The sequence below is a fragment of the Caballeronia cordobensis genome (assembly GCF_001544575.2).
In the GTDB taxonomy this organism is placed as follows: Bacteria; Pseudomonadota; Gammaproteobacteria; order Burkholderiales; family Burkholderiaceae; genus Caballeronia; species Caballeronia cordobensis.
Genome location: NZ_FCNY02000028.1, coordinates 73,664 through 93,350, shown reverse-complemented (window position 1 = coordinate 93,350; position 19,687 = coordinate 73,664). Strand labels below are relative to the sequence as shown.

General features: G+C 63.5%; 16 protein-coding genes. 4 read left to right on the top strand and 12 right to left on the bottom strand.

Annotated elements, in window-relative coordinates:
* Positions 1 to 134: 134 nt before the first annotated feature.
* From AWB70_RS34295 to AWB70_RS34285, 3 genes are all read right to left on the bottom strand, one after another.
* On the bottom strand, positions 135 to 1,436 hold the full coding sequence (locus AWB70_RS34295) for an RNA polymerase sigma factor (RefSeq protein WP_053568093.1): 1,302 nt from the start codon (positions 1,434 to 1,436) through the stop codon (positions 135 to 137).
* The gene (locus tag AWB70_RS34290) at positions 1,433 to 1,831 is read right to left on the bottom strand and encodes a VOC family protein (RefSeq protein WP_014191339.1); all 399 of its coding nucleotides are present in this window, start codon (positions 1,829 to 1,831) and stop codon (positions 1,433 to 1,435) included. Before AWB70_RS34290 ends, AWB70_RS34295 begins: the two co-directional genes overlap by 4 nt.
* A 66-nt stretch (positions 1,832 to 1,897) precedes the next feature.
* Positions 1,898 to 2,251 (bottom strand): YciI family protein, encoded by a 354-nt coding sequence (locus AWB70_RS34285; RefSeq protein ID WP_053568092.1) that lies wholly within the window; start codon positions 2,249 to 2,251, stop codon positions 1,898 to 1,900.
* 278 nt (positions 2,252 to 2,529) lie between these two features.
* Here AWB70_RS34285 and AWB70_RS34280 point away from each other — a divergent pair, with 278 nt between their 5' ends.
* A complete protein-coding gene (locus AWB70_RS34280) occupies positions 2,530 to 2,928 on the top strand; it encodes a DUF2917 domain-containing protein (RefSeq protein WP_041730369.1) in 399 nt (132 codons plus the stop codon).
* A 15-nt stretch (positions 2,929 to 2,943) separates the two neighbouring features.
* On the opposite strand, the gene AWB70_RS34275 is transcribed toward AWB70_RS34280, so the two are convergent.
* Together AWB70_RS34275 and AWB70_RS34270 are read right to left on the bottom strand one after the other, a co-directional pair.
* Positions 2,944 to 4,602, bottom strand: a complete 1,659-nt coding sequence (locus AWB70_RS34275; protein ID WP_053568091.1) for a tannase/feruloyl esterase family alpha/beta hydrolase — start codon at positions 4,600 to 4,602, stop codon at positions 2,944 to 2,946.
* A gap of 125 nt (positions 4,603 to 4,727) precedes the next feature.
* Positions 4,728 to 5,588 carry a LysR family transcriptional regulator gene (locus AWB70_RS34270; RefSeq protein WP_014191335.1) on the bottom strand — a complete coding sequence of 287 codons (861 nt, stop codon included), beginning with the start codon at positions 5,586 to 5,588 and terminating at the stop codon, positions 4,728 to 4,730.
* A 153-nt stretch (positions 5,589 to 5,741) separates the two neighbouring features.
* Between AWB70_RS34270 and AWB70_RS34265 the strand changes: the two genes are divergently transcribed.
* A complete protein-coding gene (locus AWB70_RS34265) occupies positions 5,742 to 7,142 on the top strand; it encodes a DHA2 family efflux MFS transporter permease subunit (protein WP_045451952.1) in 1,401 nt (466 codons plus the stop codon).
* A 40-nt stretch (positions 7,143 to 7,182) separates the two neighbouring features.
* Positions 7,183 to 8,178, top strand: a complete 996-nt coding sequence (locus AWB70_RS34260) for an aldo/keto reductase (protein WP_014191333.1) — start codon at positions 7,183 to 7,185, stop codon at positions 8,176 to 8,178.
* Positions 8,179 to 8,188: 10 nt separating this feature from the next.
* Here the strand turns inward: AWB70_RS34260 and rarD are convergent, their stop codons facing one another.
* Positions 8,189 to 9,064, bottom strand: a complete 876-nt coding sequence (rarD, locus tag AWB70_RS34255; protein WP_053568090.1) for an EamA family transporter RarD — start codon at positions 9,062 to 9,064, stop codon at positions 8,189 to 8,191.
* A gap of 300 nt (positions 9,065 to 9,364) precedes the next feature.
* On the opposite strand from rarD, the gene AWB70_RS34250 reads away from it, so the two are divergent.
* Positions 9,365 to 10,417 (top strand): AI-2E family transporter, encoded by a 1,053-nt coding sequence (locus AWB70_RS34250; protein WP_041730367.1) that lies wholly within the window; start codon positions 9,365 to 9,367, stop codon positions 10,415 to 10,417.
* 67 nt (positions 10,418 to 10,484) lie between these two features.
* Here AWB70_RS34250 and AWB70_RS34245 read toward each other — a convergent pair whose 3' ends face one another.
* The 6 genes from AWB70_RS34245 to rbsK all read right to left on the bottom strand — a co-directional run bounded on the left by AWB70_RS34245 (position 10,485) and on the right by rbsK (position 19,677).
* Entirely contained in the window at positions 10,485 to 12,146 is a 1,662-nt protein-coding gene (locus tag AWB70_RS34245; protein WP_014191330.1) for a SpoVR family protein, read from the bottom strand.
* On the bottom strand, positions 12,143 to 13,408 hold the full coding sequence (locus AWB70_RS34240) for a YeaH/YhbH family protein (RefSeq protein ID WP_014191329.1): 1,266 nt from the start codon (positions 13,406 to 13,408) through the stop codon (positions 12,143 to 12,145). Before AWB70_RS34240 ends, AWB70_RS34245 begins: the two co-directional genes overlap by 4 nt.
* Positions 13,409 to 13,604: 196 nt before the next feature.
* Positions 13,605 to 15,527 (bottom strand): PrkA family serine protein kinase, encoded by a 1,923-nt coding sequence (locus AWB70_RS34235; protein WP_014191328.1) that lies wholly within the window; start codon positions 15,525 to 15,527, stop codon positions 13,605 to 13,607.
* Positions 15,528 to 15,888: 361 nt separating this feature from the next.
* Positions 15,889 to 16,650, bottom strand: coding sequence for a 2-keto-4-pentenoate hydratase (locus tag AWB70_RS34230; RefSeq protein WP_014191327.1), 762 nt, complete (start codon positions 16,648 to 16,650; stop codon positions 15,889 to 15,891).
* A gap of 129 nt (positions 16,651 to 16,779) precedes the next feature.
* On the bottom strand, positions 16,780 to 18,483 hold the full coding sequence (locus AWB70_RS34225) for a methyl-accepting chemotaxis protein (RefSeq protein ID WP_053568089.1): 1,704 nt from the start codon (positions 18,481 to 18,483) through the stop codon (positions 16,780 to 16,782).
* 261 nt (positions 18,484 to 18,744) lie between these two features.
* Positions 18,745 to 19,677 carry a ribokinase gene (gene rbsK, locus AWB70_RS34220; RefSeq protein WP_053568087.1) on the bottom strand — a complete coding sequence of 311 codons (933 nt, stop codon included), beginning with the start codon at positions 19,675 to 19,677 and terminating at the stop codon, positions 18,745 to 18,747.
* Between the last annotated feature and the right edge of the window lie 10 nt (positions 19,678 to 19,687).

Below are 19,687 nucleotides of genomic sequence, written 5' to 3'. Positions count from 1 at the left end.
TAGCTTGACCTCGAAACGCCTCAGGTGCGACATCTGTACTTTGCTCAAGTACGACACTACTACTTTGCTGTGACAAGCAAAACGTTGATAATTTATCTTATGTAAAATTAAATTTTCACCTCGACAAAACCTCCTCAACCCATCTCCCCAGCCCGCCTCATCAAAAACTCCTTTTCCCGCGCATTCTTCGCCAGCGACGCCGCGCGCTCGAACTCCGCACGCGCTTCATCCCTGCGCCCAAGCCTCGCCAGCAAATCCGCACGCACGCTCGGCAGCCAGTGATACCGGCTGAGCGATGCCGCGTCAGCCAGGGCATCGACGATCGGCAATGCCTTTTCCGGCCCATACGCCATGCTCACCGCGACCGCCCGGTTCAGCTCCACGACCGGCGTCGGCGCGGTCTGCATCAGCGCGTCGTAAAGTGCGACGATCATCGGCCAGTCGGTGTCGGCGGCGCTCGCCGCGCGCGCGTGGCATGCCGCGAGCGCCGCCTGCAGCGCGTACACGCCGCGCGCGCCGCCCAGCGCCTCCGAACGCTTCAGCGCCGCCAGCCCGCGCCGGATCAGCAACGGGTCCCAGCGGCTGCGATCCTGATCCGGCAACAGCACCGGCCGACCATCCCGGTCGACGCGCGCCTTCATGCGCGACGCCTGAATCTCCATCAGCGCGACAAGCCCATGAACCTCGCTCTCGTCGGGCGTCAGTTCCGCGAGAATCCGTCCGAGCCGCAGCGCGTCCTCGCACAGCGCCGGACGCATCCAGTGGTCGCCGGCGGTCGCCGAATACCCCTCGTTGAAAATCAGATAGATGACTTCGAGCACCGAGCCGAGCCGCGCCGCGCGCGCATCCGCCTGCGGCACCTCGAACGGCACGCGCGCCGCCGACAGCGTGCGCTTTGCCCGCACGATGCGCTGCGCGATGGTCGGCTCGGGCACGAGAAACGCGCGCGCGATCTCGTCCGTGGTCAGCCCGCCGATCAGGCGCAGCGTCAACGCGGCCCGCGCATCGACGGACAGCACCGGATGGCACGCCGTGAAGATAAGCCGCAGCAGATCGTCGCCGATGTCGTCCTCGCGCGCGGCGTCCAGCGCATCGACGAAATCCGGCGTGACGTACGCCTCCTGCGCGTCGAGATCGCGTCCGTACTCCTCGTGCTTTCTCGCGTGCAGCGCATGCTGTCGCAGCCGGTCGAGCGCCTTGTTCTTCGCTGTCGTCATGAGCCACGCTCCCGGCTTATCCGGCACGCCCACGCCCGGTTGGCCCCAGTGTTCGAGCGCCGCGACGAACGCATCCTGCGCGAGTTCCTCGGCCAGCGCGACATCGCGCACGACGCGCGCGACGCTCGCAATCACCTTCGCCGACTCGATGCGCCAGACAGCATCAATCGCCCGCCGGGCCGCATCGTTAGCTTCTGTCGCCTTCGCTTTTCCGCTCACGCCGCTTCCGGATTCATATGCACGAGCTCCCAGATGTGACCGTCGAGATCCTCGAAGCCGTGGCCGTACATGAAGCCGTGATCCTGCGGCTCGCGCGGTGCGCGTCCGCCCGCGGCGACAGCCTTCGCCACCAGATCGTCGACTTCCGCCCTGCTCTCGCATGACAGACACACGAGCGTTTCGGTGCTTTTGTGCGCATCGGCGATGGGTTTTTCCGTGAAAGTCTGGAAGAACTTCTCGACGAGCAGCATCGCGAAGATGTTCTCGCCGATGACGAGGCACGCGGCGTCATCGTTCGTAAATGCCGGGTCGAAACTCAGGCCCAGCGCCTTGAAGAAGGTCATCGAACGCTTGAGGTCACGAACCGGCAGGTTCACGAAAATCTGTTTGTGCATGACAGGGGTCTCCGGGGTTTTCAATACCACGACGAACGACTCACGCAAAAATCGACACGAAAGCGCTCAGAAATAACACGGCCCGACTTTGCGGACTTCGATCGTGCACCACTTCGCCGCCGGGCATTGCGCCGCGATCTCGACGGCCTGCTCGCGCGTCTCGCAATCGATGAGAAAGAAGCCGCCGATCATCTCCTTGGCCTCGGCGAAAGGGCCATCGACGACGCGCGCATCGCCATTGTTCGCGGTGACGCGCGCCGCATCCTTGAGCGAGCTCAGCGACTCGACCGCGCGCAGGATGCCGCGCGCGTTCAGGTCGCCGGCGAAGCGCACCATCTGGTCATACGCCTCGCGCCCCTCCTCCTGCGTGCGCTGGCCACGTTGTTCAACCGGTTCCACGACGAGCAGCAGATAAGCCACGACAAGCCTCCGGAAGTTTTTTGATGCGCTCAAGTCTATCTCGATATTGACAAACACAGATGCGCCCATCGATACTGCGACACATGCACGCAGCCATCCTTTTCTCCATCGCCGCGATTAAAAACCGTATGAACGCCATGTGTGGCGGGTCATCGGAAGAGCGTGTGCGCTAGCGAGACAGGCAAGCAAATCGATTCCGAAGGCCCCGCCGCAAGACGGGGCCTTCTTGTTTTTGCGTGCAAGGTTTCCGTCTTCGGCTCACATCATGGAGAGCAGAGATGGAAGAAGTGTCGCAAGTTTTCGCGCGTCATGGCGTCGGCCACGGCGTCGCATCGGGTCGCCTGAGCACATCGGGCGCGCGCGTCGTGGTCTATGTCGAAGTGCATCCGCATCAGATGGTGTCGTGGCGGCTCACGCGCGATGCCGAACTGCGTATCGGCGATGTATCCGCGGGTTCCCTGTGGCTCACGCGTCATCGCGATCCGTACGATTACTGGATGAAGCCCGGCGATACGGTGCGCCTGTCGCGCGGCGAACGCGTGTGGCTCACATCGGAAAGCGACGAGGCGTTCGAGGTGTCGCTCACGTCGTATCGCGTCGAACGGCGCGGCTTGATCGCGCGCTGGCTCGGGCGTTATTGGCCGCGCATGGCGGGCGCGCACGCGAACGCGCTTTAGCCGCTTATGCGCGTGTCAGGGCTCCACGCAGCGAAAATTCGCGGCGGCGTTGATGCTGCCCTTGCCGACGTAGCGCGGATAGTTCGGATAACGGCATATCGGCCGCGTGCGTCCGTTGGTGGCGGGCGCGATGTCGCTGCCGACGAGCGTTTCCGGCGCCATGCCGTTGCTCACCCAGTCGTCGAGCGCGCCGAGTTCGTCCCAGGCGGGAATGAACACGCCGTTGCCGTGCTGGAAACCCGGCACCATGTAGAGCCGCATGAACGAATCGACGGTGTCCTGCCCGTATCGTTCGACGAGCCCGTGATAGAACGCGATCGTCTGCTTCGGGCTGATGACTTCGTCGGCGAGTCCGTGCATCGCGATAAGTTTGCCGCCGCGCGCGATGAACGCGGAGAAGTCCGGGTTCATCGCGCCGACGGTGTACGCGAGCGTGGTCAGCCGCTGCTTGAAGCGGCCGGGATTGTCGAGGTCGAACGCGAGCGCGTTGAAGCCGAGATCGCGCGTGACGAAGTGCCGGATATACGCGTCGCCCTGGGCGAAGAGGTAGCCGTTCGCGGCGAAGGTCGGCGGATTGAGCAGCACCGGCGAGTCGCCCAGTCCGAGCGAGCCGGAAAAATCCACGCCCTGAAACACGTTGTAGCCCGGATACGTATCGACGCCGTAGGCGAGCGGATACGGCAGGCTCACGCCGTCGCGCAAGGTCTGGAGCGTGTCGATCTGCGCATCGGAGAGGCAACTGTCGCGCAAGGAAGGACGCTGGCCGTTCGCGCAACGCAGCGACGCGATGATCTGCGGCTCCAGCTTTCTGCACGCCTCCACGTTGCTGACGATGCCGTCCGCCGCGCCGTCGAGTTTGTCGCAATCGTGCACGACAGTCTCGAACACGCGCCGCTGCTGCGCAATCCCGACGAAGCCGCCCGGCTTCGCATACGACGCCTGCCCGACTTTCACGCCCATCAGCCGCACGCCCGAGAAGTTGATCGCCGGCGCGTTGGCGATCACGCCGTCGTAGTCGTTCGGAAAGCGCTCGATCACGGTGAAGCCTTCGCGCCCGCCCGTGGAGCCGCCTGCGAAATAGGTCTTTTCCGGCGCGCGCCCGTAGCCCATCTGGATCAGCGCGAGCGCGACATCCCGCGTTTTCTTGAGATGCCCGAAGCCGAAATTGACGATGGCTTCGTCGTTGCCCGCGAAATCCGCGCGCCCCGAATTGCCGACGTGGCCCGAATCGGAGCCGAAGGTCGCATAACCGCGCGCGAGTGGCGTCGAATCGGGCGCGAAAGGCATCGGATCGGTGCCGGACACGATCGTGCCGTTGTAGCCACCGCCGCCCATCTGCAGCGCGCGGCCGTTCCAGCGGCTCGGCAGATTCACTTCGAAGCGGATATCGGGCGTGGTGTCCTGCAGCGCCTTGATGAACCCGGTGATGCGGCAGTACTCGCCGTTGCGGTTGCCGGGCGCGGCGGCTTTCACGACCCACGCGGAGACGATCGTCCCGCCGCGCGTCGGCAGGCCGATGATCGATGCGGGCACGGTCTTGCCTTCGAGATCGTCGCAATGCTTTGTCACGTACGCGGCGGCCTGGGCGTTCGAGCACGCGACGAGCGCCATCGCGACGAAAAACGCCGGAAAACGCAACGGAGCGAAAGAAAGGATACGGAGGAAGCGGAACACGTCCTGAAAGCGGCTACTTCAAACGCCGCACAATATATAAGAACAGTCTTTCGACCGCCATTCGGAACGTCCGGCCGTTGCGGCGGCACAACCGGCCTGCCGCCCTCGCCCGCTTATTCTTTCGCTTACTCGCCGGTCCATTCGCCGCGCAGGTCGCTGCGTTCGAGAAGCTGAAGCAAGGTTTCGGCCGGACGGCTCAGGTGCTTCGCGCCGAACGCGATGAATTCCACCTCGGGCAACTCGGGCAAGTCCGCGCGGTTCACGGGCGGTGCAAGCCCGCGCGCGGCGAGAAAATGCGAGCGCACCGTCAGCCCGAGCCCGCCGCGCGCCGCGGCGATACAGCCCGCGTGGCTGCTGCTCGTGCAGACCATTTGCCAGCTCGCGCCGGTCATCGCGAGCGAATCGAGCACGACGCCGCGCGTGACGCTCGGCTCCGACACGAGAATGAGCGGCAGCGGCTCGCCCGTATCGACGACCGTGCCGGGCTTCGCAAGCCATTCGAGGCGGCCGGAAAAAAGCCGCGTGCCGCGCGCATCGCCGATCCGCCGTTTGCCGACCGCGAGGTCGAGTTCGCCCGCATCGACCATCTGATAAAGCCTGCCCGTCATGCCGATGGTGATTTCCAGTTCGACGTCCGGATGCGTGTCGCGAAACGCGGCGAGCACGCTCGGCAGCGGCCCGAGCGCGATATCGTCCGACGAGCCGAGCCGCACGCGCCCGCGCAGCCGCGGCGAACTGAACTGCGACTCCGCGTGCGCCATCGCTTCGAGAATCACGCGGGCGTGGACGAGCATGGCTTCGCCGTCGGCGGTGAGCGCGAGCGAATGCGTGTCGCGCACGAAAAGCCGCCGCCCGACGCTCTCTTCCAGCCGCCGGATATGCTCGGAGACGCTCGACTGCCGCAGGCCCAACTGACGGCCAGCGTCGGTGAAGCTGTGCGACGCGGCCACGGTCGCGAACGTGTTCAGCCAGACAGGATTCAGCATGCGCCATTGTGATCGTTAATACCGATGACAGTCAATGTGGTTAGCGGTCTTCCCGATGACGCTGTAAGTTATTAATATTTCATCAATCGCGCAATGCGCTTGTTTTCAAACGGCTTTCTGCTGGCGGTGCGGCCACCGCACCCTCGTTTTCTCATGACCAAAAGTTCTTCGCACACGGCTTTGCTCTGGATCGTCGCCGTGGGCTTTTTCATGCAGGCGCTCGACACGACGATCGTCAACACGGCGCTGCCTTCCATCGCGCGCAGCCTGAACGCCGCGCCGCTCGCGATGCAGTCCATCGTCGTCGCCTACACGCTCACGATGGCGCTCTTCACGCCCGCTTCCGGCTGGCTCGCCGACCGTTTCGGCACGCGGCGCGTGTATCTCGTATCGATTTCCCTGTTCGTCATCGGCTCGCTTGCCTGCGCGAGCGCGCACTCTCTGAATCAACTCGTGCTGGCGCGCGTGCTGCAAGGCATCGGCGGGTCGATGCTGCTGCCGATCGGCCGTCTCGCCGTGCTGCGCGCCGTCTCGGGCGAAGCCTACGTCTCTGCGCTCGCGATGATTTCCATTGCCGGCCAGGTCGGCCCGATTCTCGGCCCGACGCTCGGCGGCTGGTTCGTCGAGTCGTTTTCGTGGCACTGGATTTTCCTGATCAACGTGCCGATCGGCGCGGTCGGGCTGTATGCGGTGCAGCGCTTCTTGCCGAACGACACGCTCCACGATGCGCCGCCCTTCGACTTCGTCGGCTGCGGATTGCTCTCGATGTGCATGGTGTCGTTTTCGCTCGCGCTCGATAGCCCGGTCGAGACGCATCGCGGCGCGGTCTCGGCGGCGCTGTTCGCGCTGGCGGCCGTCTCGGCGTTTGCGTATGTGCCCTACGCGCGCCGCAAGCGCAATCCGCTCTTCGATCTCGCGCTCTTTCGCGAGCCGAATTTCAGCGTCGGGCTGATCGGCAACCTGCTCTGCCGGGTCGGATCGAGCGCCGTGCCGTTCCTGCTGCCGCTCATGATGCAGCTCGAACTCGGCTACAGCCCGCTGCATTCGGGGCTGATGATGCTGCCCATCGCCGTCGCCGGGACGATCAGCAAGCGCTGGATTGCGCAACTCGTGAAGCGCTACGGCTACGAGACCTTCCTGCTCGTCAATACGGCGCTCGTGGGCGCGTCGATCGTTGCGTTTGCGCTGTTTTCGCCGACGCTGCCGCTCGCGGTCGAAATCGCGATTCTCGTGGTGTTCGGCGCCTGCAACTCGATGCAGTTCGCCGCGATGAACAGCGTCACGCTCAAAGGCCTGGCGAGCAAGGACGCGGGCAGCGGCAACAGCCTCTTCTCGATGGTGCAGATGCTCGCGATCGGCCTCGGCGTGTCGATCGGCGGCTCGCTCGTGCAAGTGTTCCAGGGGCCGTTTTCGACATCGACGGGCTTCCGGCTGAGCTTCGTGTGCATGGGCGTGGTGACGCTTTTCTCGGGCGTCGTGTTCCGCCGCCTCGATTCCGCGCCGGCCAAGCCGGGCAATGCCGCGCCGGCCGGCGTCGGCAAGCGCGCCGCTTAACGATTATTCTGTCGGTCCAACCGATTTCTGGAGCGCAACCGTGCAATACCGCAAATTCGGCAATACCGGTCTCACCGTTTCGCGCCTCACACTCGGCACGATGACGTTCGGCCTTCAGACCGACGAAGACGTGTCGCGCAGCATCATGGACCGCGCGGCGGACGCGGGCGTGAATTTCATCGACACCGCGAACGTCTACCCGCTCGGCAGCGGCCACGATCTCGCGGGACGCACCGAAGAGATCGTCGGACGCTGGCTCAAGGGCCGTCGCGATCATTACATTCTCGCGACGAAGGCGGCGCATGAAATGGGGCCGCTCGCGTGGCACAAGGGCACATCGCGCAAGCATCTGCTCGACGCCATGGACGCTTCGCTCAAGCGTCTGGGCACCGATTACGTCGATCTGTACCAGCTCCACAACGACGACCGCGACACCCCGCTCGACGAAATGCTCGAAGCGCTCGACATCATCGTGCGGCAAGGCAAGGCGCGTTATATCGGCGTGTCGAATTTCCTGGCGTACCGGCTCGCGCGCGCGCTCGGCCGTGCGGATGTGCTGCGCGCCGCGCGCTTCGTCTCCGTGCAGCCGCGCTACAACCTGCTTTTCAGGCAGATCGAGCGCGAACTGCTGCCGCTCGCCACCGAAGAAGGCCTTGCCGTCATTCCGTACAACCCGCTCGCGGGCGGGCTTCTGACCGGCAAGCATAAATTCGATGCCGCGCCGGGCGAAGGCCGCTTCACCGGCGCGGTCGGCAAGGCGGGCGCGACGTACACCGAGCGCTACTGGCACGAGCGCGAATTTCACACGATCGAGACGATCAACGGAATTGTCGCGCCGACGGGCCGCTCGCTCGCGAGCACGGCGCTCGCGTGGGTGCTGGACAATCCCGCGGTGACATCGGCGATCATCGGCGCGAGCCGGCCCGATCAGCTGAACGAGACGCTCGCCGCCGTCGATCTGCCGATCGATCCGGAGATCAAGGCGAAGCTCGACGAAGCGACGCGCGAGTATCGTTTCGGCGACGCGTTGCGCTGAGCGCGGTGTTTCAAGGCCGGGCCGCGCGCGCCCGGTAAAACCCTTCGAGCGAATAAAGGGCGAGCGCGGTCCAGATCGCGCCGTAGCCGATCAGTTGATCGTGCCCGAAGAATTCCTGATAGATCACCACGCCGATCAGCAATTGCAAGGTCGGCGTGATGTACTGGATCAGGCCGAGCATCGAAAGCGGAATGCGCCGCGCGCCCGCGGCGAAGAGCAAAAGCGGCACGGCCGTCACGGGTCCGGCTGCCGCGAGCAGCAGTTTCACACCAATCGATGCGTGGGCGAAGCCGCTGCCGCCGTGCGAGCTCAGGAAAAACAGATAAAGCAGCGCGACGGGACAGAGCAGCATGGTTTCGAGCGTGAGCCCTTCGAGCGCGCCGAGCGACGCCGTCTTGCGCAGCAAACCGTAGCCGCCGAACGTCAGCGCGAGCGCGAGACTGATCCACGGCGGCGCGCCGTTCACCCACGTCAGCCAGACGACACCCGCCGCGGCGACGACCACCGCGATCCACTGGACGGGCCGCAGCCGCTCGTGCAGAAATGCCATGCCGAACAGCACGTTGATCAGCGGATTGATGAAGTAGCCAAGACTCGCCTCGACGATGCGCCCGTCGTTCACGGCCCAGATATAAATGCCCCAGTTCGCCGACAGCAGCACGGCGCTCGCCGCGAAGCGCGCGAGGAGGCGCTTGTCGCGCAACACCGGGCCGAGCCACGTCCACTGACGGCGCGCCGTCATCACGATCAGCAGGAAGGCCATCGACCAGGCCATGCGATGCGCGAGCATCTCGACCGCGCCGATCGAATGCAAGGCTTTGAAATAAATGGGAAAAAGGCCCCAGATGGCAAAGGCCGAGAATGCGTAGACGACGCCTGGATTCATTGTTCGTTGCGTTGAGCGGACGTGGGCGCGCACGAACGATCGGCTCGCTCGCCCGCGTTTGCCTGACCGTTGGCCGGTAAGCGATCCGCAAGGGATTGGAAGCCGGATTTTAGTCGACGCGCGGGGTCGGGCTCCAGCGGCGTGCGAACCCTTGAATGAATTCGTGCTCGAACCCTGAGCGAGAAAGCCGTTCGAAGGGCCGTGATAGCATGGCCGGCCTCGCGATTGCTACTGTCAGCCCCGACGTCAGCCCCGCATTCAGCCCCGCAGTCCGCCGTTCCGCCCGCACAGGCTTTGCCAATGGATAATCAAACCGTTCATCAAAATTTTTTCCATATTCTGCTTTTCGTCGTGACAGTCGCGCTCGCGTGGGTACTGCTGCCCTTCTTCGGCGCGATCTTCTGGGGCGCGATTCTCGCGATCCTGTTTCAGCCGATGCAGCGCTATCTCGCCGCGCGCTTCGGCAAGCGCCGCAATCTCGCCGCGCTGACGACGCTGGCCGCCGCGATCCTGATCGTCATCATTCCGCTCGCGGTCGTGGCGGTGACGCTCGTGCAGGAAATCGCCCTCGTCTACTCGCGGATCAAGAGCGGCGAGCTGAATTTCGGGGTGTACTTCCAGCATGTGCTGCATGCGTTGCCGGCCTCGGCGCAACAACTGCTCGGGCGTTACGGCCTCGACGACATCGGCGGCGTGCAGCGCAAGCTGATGGAAGGCGCCGCGCAGATCAGCCAGTTCGCGGCGGCACAGGCGCTGTCGATCGGGCAGAACACGTTCCAGTTCGTCGTGAGCTTCGGCGTGATGCTGTATCTCGTGTTCTTCCTGCTGCGCGATGGCGGCGAAATCGGGCGGCGCATCCGCCGGGCGATTCCGCTCGATCCGGAGCCGAAGCTTCATCTGATCGCGAAATTCACAACTGTGGTGCGCGCAACGGTCAAGGGAAACATCGCGGTCGCGGCGGTTCAGGGCTTGCTCGGCGGGCTGATCTTCTGGGTTCTGGGTATCGGCGGCTCGCTGCTTTGGGGCGTGCTGATGGCGTTTCTTTCGCTGTTGCCGGCGGTGGGCGCGGCGATCGTCTGGGTGCCTGCGGCGATCTACTTCTTCATGACGGGCGCGATCATCAAGGGGCTGATTCTCGTGGCCTTTTGCGTCGTCGTGATCGGGCTCGTCGATAACGTGCTGCGGCCGATTCTCGTCGGCAAGGATACGAAGATGCCGGACTGGGTCGTGCTGATTTCCACGCTCGGCGGCATGGCGCTGTTCGGCATCAACGGGTTCGTGATCGGGCCGCTCGTGGCCGCGCTCTTCATGGCGAGCTGGGATTTGTTCTCGCAGGATCGGATGAATTCGTAGGGCTTCAGGCACTGCGTAAAGAAAACCGGCTCGCAAGGAGCCGGTTTTTTATTCTAAGAACAAGCTATCAGCGCGTGCTCGGCGCCACATACCTGCACTCGAACCGCTTCCTCACCGTCCCGTTCTCATCGACGCTCTCGAGATAGACATCGAACTGCCACAAGCGCGCCATGTGCTTGAGCACTTCGTCGCTGTCGTTCGAGAGATGGCGGTTATCGGTCATGAAGTGACGCAGCGTCAGACTGCGGTCGCCCCGCGTGTTCACCGAATACACCTGAATATTCGGCTCGCGGTGGTGAATATCGTATTGACGCGACAACGCCTGGCGCACATAGCGATAGCCGCTGCCGTCATGAATGGCGGACACTTCCAGTGCGTCGCGCATGTCGTCGTCGAGAATCGAAAACAGGCGCATCTCGCGAATCAAATGCGGCGACAGGTATTGCGCGATGAAGCTCTCGTCCTTGAAGTTGCGCATCGCATAATGCAGGGATTCGAGCCAGTCGCTGCCCGCAAGCTCCGGAAACCACTCGCGGTCTTCATCCGTCGGGTTTTCGCAGATGCGGCGGATATCGCTCATCATCGAAAAACCCAGCGCGTACGGATTGATGCCGCTGTAATACGGCTTCGTCACCGGCGGTTGATACACGACGTTCGAGTGCGAGTGCAGAAACTCCATCATGAAGCCGTCTTCGAGCCGGCCTTCGTTGTAGAGCGTGTTGAGCAGCGTGTAATGCCAGAACGTCGCCCAGCCTTCGTTCATCACCTGCGTCTGCCGCTGCGGATAAAAATACTGTCCGATCTTGCGCACGATGCGGATGACTTCCCGCTCCCACGGCTCCAGCAGCGGCGCATTCTTTTCCGCGAAATACAGCAGGTTTTCCTGCGGCTCCGGCGGATAACGGCTTTCGGTTTCCTCCTGCGACTGCTCCTTGCCCTTGGGCAGCGTGCGCCAGAGTTCGTTGACCTGCGATTGCAGATACGCCTCGCGCTCCCGGCGCATCGCCGCTTCCTTCGCAAGCGACAGCTTCTGCGGGCGCTTATACCGGTCGACGCCGTAATTCATCAGCGCGTGGCACGAATCGAGCAGTTCCTCGACGCGATCGAGCCCGAATCGCTCCTCGCACTCCGCGATGTAATTCTTCGCGTACACGAGGTAATCGATGATCGCGTGCGCGTCCGTCCACAGCCGGAACAGATAATTGCCCTTGAAAAACGAGTTATGCCCGTACGCCGCATGGGCGATCACGAGCGCCTGCATCGTCATGGTGTTCTCTTCCATGAGATACGCGATGCAGGGATTCGAATTGATGACGATCTCGTACGCGAGGCCCATCTGCCCGCGCCGATAGCCTTTCTCGGTCGAGAGAAAGTGCTTGCCGAACGACCAGTGCCGATAATTCACCGGCATGCCGACGGACGCATACGCGTCCATCATCTGCTCGGAGCTGATGATTTCGAGCTGAATGGGATAGGTGTCGAGCCCGTACCGGTTGGCGACGCGCGAAATCTCGGCGTCGTATTCCTCGATCAGCTCGACGCTCCAGTCCGACGGGCACGGCAGCGGCCGCCGCTTCTCCGAAACATTCATCCTGCCTTCCTCGTGCGCATCGTTCGTCGCTGACGCCTTGCGTTGCTCTGCCTCGGGCCCCAGCCTGGAAGCTGCACGATCGTCCGTGCCTTCCAGCTGATAGCCGCGCGTCTCGTTTTGCAAATGCCGCATCGTCATGCGGCCGCCTGCTGTTTTTCGAAAAGTTCGCGGAACACCGGATAGATGTCGGCGGCCGAATCCACCTTCTTCATGGCCAGTTCGGGCGCGCCCATCGCTAGCTGAGCATACTCCAACCAGAGATTCTGCTCCTCCGGCGCAACTTGAATATAGGCAAAATACCGGACCTTCGGCAGGATGTCTTCCGCGAGCAGCTTGCGGCACTTGGGCGAATCGTCCGTCCAGTTGTCGCCGTCGGAGGCCTGCGCGCCGTAAATGTTCCATTCAGTCGGCGAATAGCGCTCGTCCATGATCTTCTTCATGAGTTCGAGTGCACTCGACACCACCGTGCCGCCGCTTTCGGTCGAATGGAAGAACGTGTCTTCGTCGACTTCTTCGGCGCGCGTGTGATGCCGGATGAACACGACTTCGATCTTTTCGTAGTTCCGTTGCAGGAACAGATACAGCAGGATGAAGAAGCGCTTCGACAGATCCTTGCGCTGCTCGTCCATCGAGCCGGAAACGTCCATCAGGCAGAACATCACGGCCTTGCTCGAAGGCGTCGGCTGCTTCACGCGATTGATATAGCGCAGGTCGAACGGATCGATGAACGGAATGCGCGTGATTCGCCCCTGCATGATGACGATATCCGCTTCGAGCCGCGCGATTTCCTCGGCGTCGCCGTTCTCATCTTTCAACTGTTCAAGCTGACGCTCCATCTCGCGCAATTGCGACGCGAGCGGCCAGCCGAGCGCGATGCGCCGTCCGAGCGCGGAGCGCAGCGATCTCACCACATCGATGTTATTCGGCGTGCCTTCCGCCGCCCAGCCTGCGCGCACGTTCTTCCAGGTCGGCACGGCGAGCAGTTGCGTCTTGACGAGGCGCGGCAGTTCGAGATCGTCGAAGAAGTACTGCATGAATTCTTCGCGCGACAGCTCGAAGACGAAATCGTCCTGCCCTTCGCCTTCGTTGCTCGCACTCTTGCCGCCGCCGCCCGCGCCGCCCGGCGGACGCGGAATCTTGTCGCCGCGAATGTAGTCGGCGTTGCCCGGATGGACATACTCGCGCTTGCCGCCCGGTCCATGCCGGAACGAAGGCTCCGAGATGTCCTTCTTCGGGATCGTGATGCTCTGCGTGCTTTGAATGTCCTTGATGCTGCGATCGCGCACCGCGTCGGACACCGCGCGGCGAATATAACTCTTGACGCGTCGCAGGAAGCGCTCGCGATTGGCGATGCTCTTGTTCTTGCCGGCTAACCTGCGGTCGATGATTTGGTGCAGCACATCCAGTCTCCCGCGTTATTGGCGAGGAAGCGAGGCGCTGCCTGCGTCGTGCATCTGTCGCAGCGTCTCTCTCTCGCAATTCGTCCACTGTGCCGCCCGAACGCAAACCGCGCGCCCGCACGACCAGAGACAGCCCAACTCCCGCGCTGCGCGGGACCGGAACCGCGCACGAAGCGCCGTTCCGGCCAATACCCTGCTACGACGACTTGCGCACGCGCAGATACCAGTCGCACAGGAGCCGCACCTGCTTCGGCGTATAGCCCTTCGCGACCATGCGATTGACGAAGTCCTCGTGCTTGCGTTGCTCTTCGGCCGAGCCTTTCGCGTTGAACGAAATCACCGGCAGAAGTTCTTCGGTGTTGGAGAACATCTTCTTCTCGATCACCACGCGCAGCTTTTCATAGCTGATCCACGCCGGATTCTTGCCGCCGTTGGCCGCACGCGCGCGCAACACGAAGTTCACGATCTCGTTGCGGAAATCCTTCGGGTTGCTGATGCCCGCGGGCTTCTCGATCTTCTCCAGCTCGGCATTCAACGACGCGCGGTCGAAGCTCTCGCCGGTATCGTGATCGCGGAACTCCTGATCCTGAATCCAGAAGTCCGCATACGTCACATAGCGGTCGAAGATGTTTTGTCCATACTCCGAATACGACTCCAGATAAGCGGTCTGAATCTCCTTGCCGATGAACTCGGCATAGCGCGAAGCCAGTACGTCCTTGATGAACGAGAGGTACTTCTGCTCCGTTTCCGGCGGGAACTGTTCGCGCTCGATCTGCTGTTCGAGCACGTACATCAGATGCACCGGGTTGGCGGCGACCTCGCTCGAATCGAAGTTGAACACGCGCGACAGGATCTTGAACGCGAAGCGCGTGGAGACGCCCGTCATGCCCTCGTCGACGCCCGCGTAATCGCGATATTCCTGATACGACTTCGCCTTCGGGTCAGTGTCTTTCAGGTTCTCGCCGTCATACACCTGCATCTTCGAGAAGAGGCTCGAATTCTCCGGCTCGTGCAGACGCGTGAGCACGGCCATCTGCGCCATCATCTTGAGCGTGCCGGGCGCGCATACCGCTTCGGCGAGCGACGAGTTACGCAAGAGCTTTTCGTAGATCTTGATTTCTTCACCGTAGCGCAGGCAATACGGCACCTTCACGACGAAGATACGATCGAGCAATGCTTCATTGTTCTTGTTGTTGCGGAACGCCTTCCACTCCGACTCGTTCGAGTGCGCGAGGATGACGCCGTCGAACGGAATCGCGCCGAAGCCTTCCGTGCCCTTGAAGTTGCCTTCCTGCGTTGCAGTGAGCAGCGGATGCAGCACCTTGATCGGCGCCTTGAACATTTCGACGAATTCCAGCAGGCCCTGATTGGCGAGGCACAGGCCGCCGGAATAGCTGTATGCGTCGGCGTCGTCCTGCGAATAGGTTTCGAGCTTGCGGATATCCACCTTGCCGACGAGCGACGAGATGTCCTGATTGTTCTCGTCGCCAGGTTCCGTCTTCGCGATGCCGATCTGGCGAAGGATCGACGGATAGCGGCGCACCACGCGGAACTTGCGGATGTCGCCGTTGTATTCGTGCAGGCGCTTCACGGCCCACGGCGAAAGAATGTTGCGCAGATAGCGGCGCGGAATGCCGTATTGCTCTTCGAGCACGGGGCCGTCTTCGTCGTAATCGAAGAGACCGAGCGGCGATTCGTTGACGGGCGAGCCCTTCAGCGAATAGAACGGCACGCGTTCCATGAGCTGCTTGAGCCGTTCGGCGATAGACGACTTGCCGCCGCCCACCGGACCCAGCAGATACAGGATCTGCTTCTTCTCTTCCAGACCCTGTGCCGCGTGCCGGAAGTACGACACGACGTTCTCGATCACTTCCTCCATTCCGTAGAACTCGCGGAATGCCGGATAGACCTTGATGACCTTGTTTGCAAACACACGCGAAAGCCGCGGATCGAGTCGCGTATCGACATGCTCCGGCTCCCCGATGGCCGTCAACATGCGTTCGCCCGCTGTTGCATACGTGGCAGGATCTTCTTTGCAGAGCGCGAGGTACTCTTCGAGCGAGAATTCCTCCTCTCGAGTTTTTTCGAAGCGGGTCGCGAAACTGCTGTAGATATCCATGCTACCTCCTCGCCGAAGTCAGAAAGCTATGCCGTGCGCAACGCGCGTAATCGAAACGACATCGCTTGAAATCATCCTAAACCCTTTCGAATTTTTTTTCACGCACTTGCGTTGTTCATTTGCTTCGCAGAATTCCTAGCTTGGTGCGTTATTTTCGTTCACCTACAATGTGCATCCCGATGTCGCAATGTCTGTATCGTCTTGCTCGGCAACGTTGCTGCCTGTTCGTTTCCCCGCGCTCGCCGCGACTTATCCACTGCTCTTGTCCGCCAATGCGGCGCAACTCACGCTCATGACATCCAATACCGCGATGTCCGCGCAGCATCATCAATAACCGTTCCCGACGTAGGGTGTCTCGTCATCATGCGAGCACCAACTCTAGTTCGCCGATGCGGTCGATCGCGCCATGCAGCATCGCCGGTCCATCGACGCGAACAGCACCTGTATAAGAGCCCGTGGTGATGGTCCAGAATGGCTCGACCGTCAATCCCATACGGGAACAATGGTTGACGAGCCACGGCAGCAACTCGCGCGGATCGCCCGCCGGATTGCCGAGCGCGGCCGGTGCGATGCTTTCGCCGTCGAGCGTGAATTCCAGGCGCGGCGTGAGGAAGTCGAAGCCCGGCGCGACCACGTCGTAAGGCTCCATGCCCGAGACGACGAGCGCGCCGTTGTTCTGTGAATCGGCCAGTTGCGCGAGCGGGTCGAGATTGGGCCATTGCGCAAAACGGCTGTCGACGATTTCGAGCGCGACCGCGATACCGCCGATCGCGTCGAAGACTTCCTCGCGCGTGTAAGGATCGCTGCGCGCGGGCAACGCGTAAGCGAAGCGGAACGCGATCTCGAGTTCCACCAGCACGCGGAAGAAAGATTGAAAAGGCAGGCGCGCGGGCGAAACATGGACGAGCCCGGCGTCGATGGGCGCGCCCGTGGCGAGCGCATCGGGCGCGCGCGCGCCGATCTTCCACGCGCCGATGCGGGCTTCCGACGCTTTCAGCATCTCGTGCTGGATCGCGTAGGCGGTGGGCGCGTCGGCCGGAATGTCGGCGGGTTCGAGCGCCTCGATCAGTTGATGCCGGCGGCGGGCGTCCGCGAGTTTCGCGGCGAGTGTCGATCCGGTCATGTCGATATCCTCGTGTGAACGGTGACGCATTTCCCTCAGTGTACGGGTTACAGGATCGGCGTTGGTCACGCGCGCAAGAATTCGCGCGCGCGTCCTGCCCCGTGCGCGGCTACGCGCCGCCCGCCGTGCTCAGAACGTCTCCCAGTCGCCGCCTGCGTCCGCGGTTGCCCTGGCCGCCGGCGCAGGTTTAGGAGCAGCTTTGGGCGCCGGCTTCGGCGCGACCCGCGCAGTCACCGTTGCACGCGGTGCAATGGTCGCCGCCGTTGCGGTCCTGACAGCAGCAAGCGGCGCGCCGTCCGCCACCTGAAAGACCGCGACGGCCTGCCGCAGACGCCCCGCCTGATCTTCGAGCGACTGCGCCGCCGCCGCCGCTTCCTCGACGAGCGCCGCGTTCTGCTGCGTGACCTCGTCCATCTGCGTGACGGCGCGCGACACCTGCTCGATGCCGCTCGACTGCTCCTCCGATGCCGCCGCGATCTCGCCCATGATGTCGGTCACGCGCTGCACCGCGCCGATGATCTCGTTCATCGTGCGGCCGGCTTCGTCGACGAGCGTCGTGCCCGTCTGCACGCGCGCCACGGACGTATCGATCAGTTCCTTGATTTCCTTCGCCGCCGCCGACGAGCGCTGCGCCAGGCTGCGCACCTCGCCCGCGACCACCGCGAAGCCGCGCCCTTCCTCGCCCGCGCGCGCCGCTTCGACCGCCGCGTTGAGCGCGAGAATATTGGTCTGGAACGCGATGCCCTCGATGATCGTGATGATGTCCGCGATCCTCGACGAACTCTGGTTGATCTCGCCCATCGTCGTCACGACCTGCGTGACGACCGCGCTGCCCTTGCCCGCGATCTCGGACGCGTTCGCCGCGAGCGCGCTCGCCTGGCGTGCGTTGTCGGCGTTCTGACGCACGGTGCCGGTCAGCTCTTCCATGCTCGACGCGGTTTCCTGCAAGGCCGACGCCTGTTCCTCGGTGCGCGACGACAGATCGGTGTTGCCGGCGGCGATCTGCTGCGTCGCCGAGGCGATCGATTCGCTGCCCGAGCGCACGGTGCGCACGGTCGTCAAGAGGCTCGTGCGCATGTTCGCGAGACCCTGGAGCAGTTGCCCCATTTCGTCGCGCGACGTGACGACCACTTCGCGGCGCAAATCGCCGGCGGCGATCGCGTCGAAATGGCCGAGCGCGGTTTCGAGCGGCCGCGCGATGGCGCGCCGCAGCGAACCCCACGCGAACGCCGCCGCCGCCAGTCCGAGCGCGATTGCGCACAGGCTCAGCGCGCGGAGCCACAGGAAGCGGCTCTGCGTGGCCTCGTAGCTCGCTTTGGACGCCTCGGTCAGGAACTTCCGCAGCGCGTCGTTGGCGTTGGCGAGTTCGTTGTACGTGGCCTGCATCGCTTTCGCGTTCGCGATGATGGCGTCGTGATCGTTCGCCAGGATCGAGGCGATGCCCTTGTCGACGATGCCCTGCAACGCGAGGCGCTTTTCCTGCGCGGCGTCGGCGAGATGCTTTTCGCCCGGCGATTGCGGCAGCGCCATGTATTCCTTCCAGTAGCCGTCGGCGCGATCGCGCATCATGCGCGAGCGCTCGACCGTGGACGCCACTTCCGGCGTGCCGGCGAGCAGCGCCGCGCGGTCGAACACGAGCCGCTCGCGCGCCGCGTACATTTCCGCGTTGCCGACCGCGATCGCGGCGGGCATCTGCACCGAGTACGTGTTGAGGAAGGCGCCATTCGAATGGCTCATGCCGGTGAGCCCCAGCGCGCCGATCGCGATGAGCAGCGCACCCAGAAACACCATCGAGAAGCCGAGGCGCGCCTTGATCGTCAAAGCCTTTTTCATTGAGTTTTCCCTGATGCCGCTCGAAAAGCGGGTCTCCCGGCCAGTTGACGGCCAGCGCGCGAGAGACTCAGTCCTTGCGCGCCGAAGACGTCCGCGCGGCCGATGCGCGCCGTCCCTTCCGTCGTTTGCGCGTGCGTGCGAAATTTCGCGCGTCCGCTATCGACGTAAACGGCGTGCAAGGCGTGACACTTGAGGGAAATATTTCGTCTGACGAGAAAACGGCGCGTACAAACGCGCCATTTTTCAACGAACATTGAAAAGTTATGCGGATATTTCGCTGCGGCGCGGAATCGACGGCTGCGCGCCTTCGCGCGTGACCGCCACGGCCGCCGCGCGCTGGCCGAACGCAATCGCGTCCATTGCCGCCGCGCCGCGCGCCAGTTCGGCCGCGAATCCGCCGATGAAGGTATCGCCGGCGGCGGTCGTGTCGATGGCTTCGACTTGCGGCGAGGGCACGTGCACGCCGTCTTCGTCGGCGCCGTCGAGAAGCGCGAGCACGCCCTGCGCGCCGAGCGTCACGATGACATTGCGCGCGCCTTTCGCCTTCAGCGCTTGCGCGGCGCGGCGTGCGTCGTCGGGCGTATCGATGGCGACGCCCGAAAGCGTCGCGGCTTCGATCTCGTTCGGAATCAGATAGTCGACGAGCGGAAACCAGTCCGGCGGCAGCTTGCGGGCGGCGGGCGCGGGATTCAGGATCGTCGTGCGTTGCAGCCGGCGGCCGGCGGCGAGCGCCGCGCGCACGGTTTCCACCGGCGTTTCGAGCTGGCAGACGATCACGTCGGCTTGCGCCAGCAGCGCCTGCTGTTCCTCGATGCGCGCGGGTGTCACCGAGGCGTTGCTGCCCGCGACGATAACGATCGCGTTCTGGCTCGCGTCATCGACGACGATGAGCGCCACGCCCGTCGGCGCGTCCGGGCTGGTCGCGAGCGCGCTGCAGTCGATGCCTTCCGCTTCGAGACTGCCTTTGAGCGTCGCGCCGTTCGAATCGTTGCCGACGCAGCCGATCATCGCGACCTGTGCGCCGAGGCGCGCCGCGGCGACCGCCTGATTGCCGCCCTTGCCGCCCGGCACCTGGGCGAACGCGTGCCCGGCGAGCGTCTCGCCCGGCTTCGGCAGGCGCGGCGCGCGTGCGACGAGATCCATATTGAGGCTGCCGACCACGGTGACGCGGCCGATCGCTGCTTTTTCGCCCATCGTTGCTTCC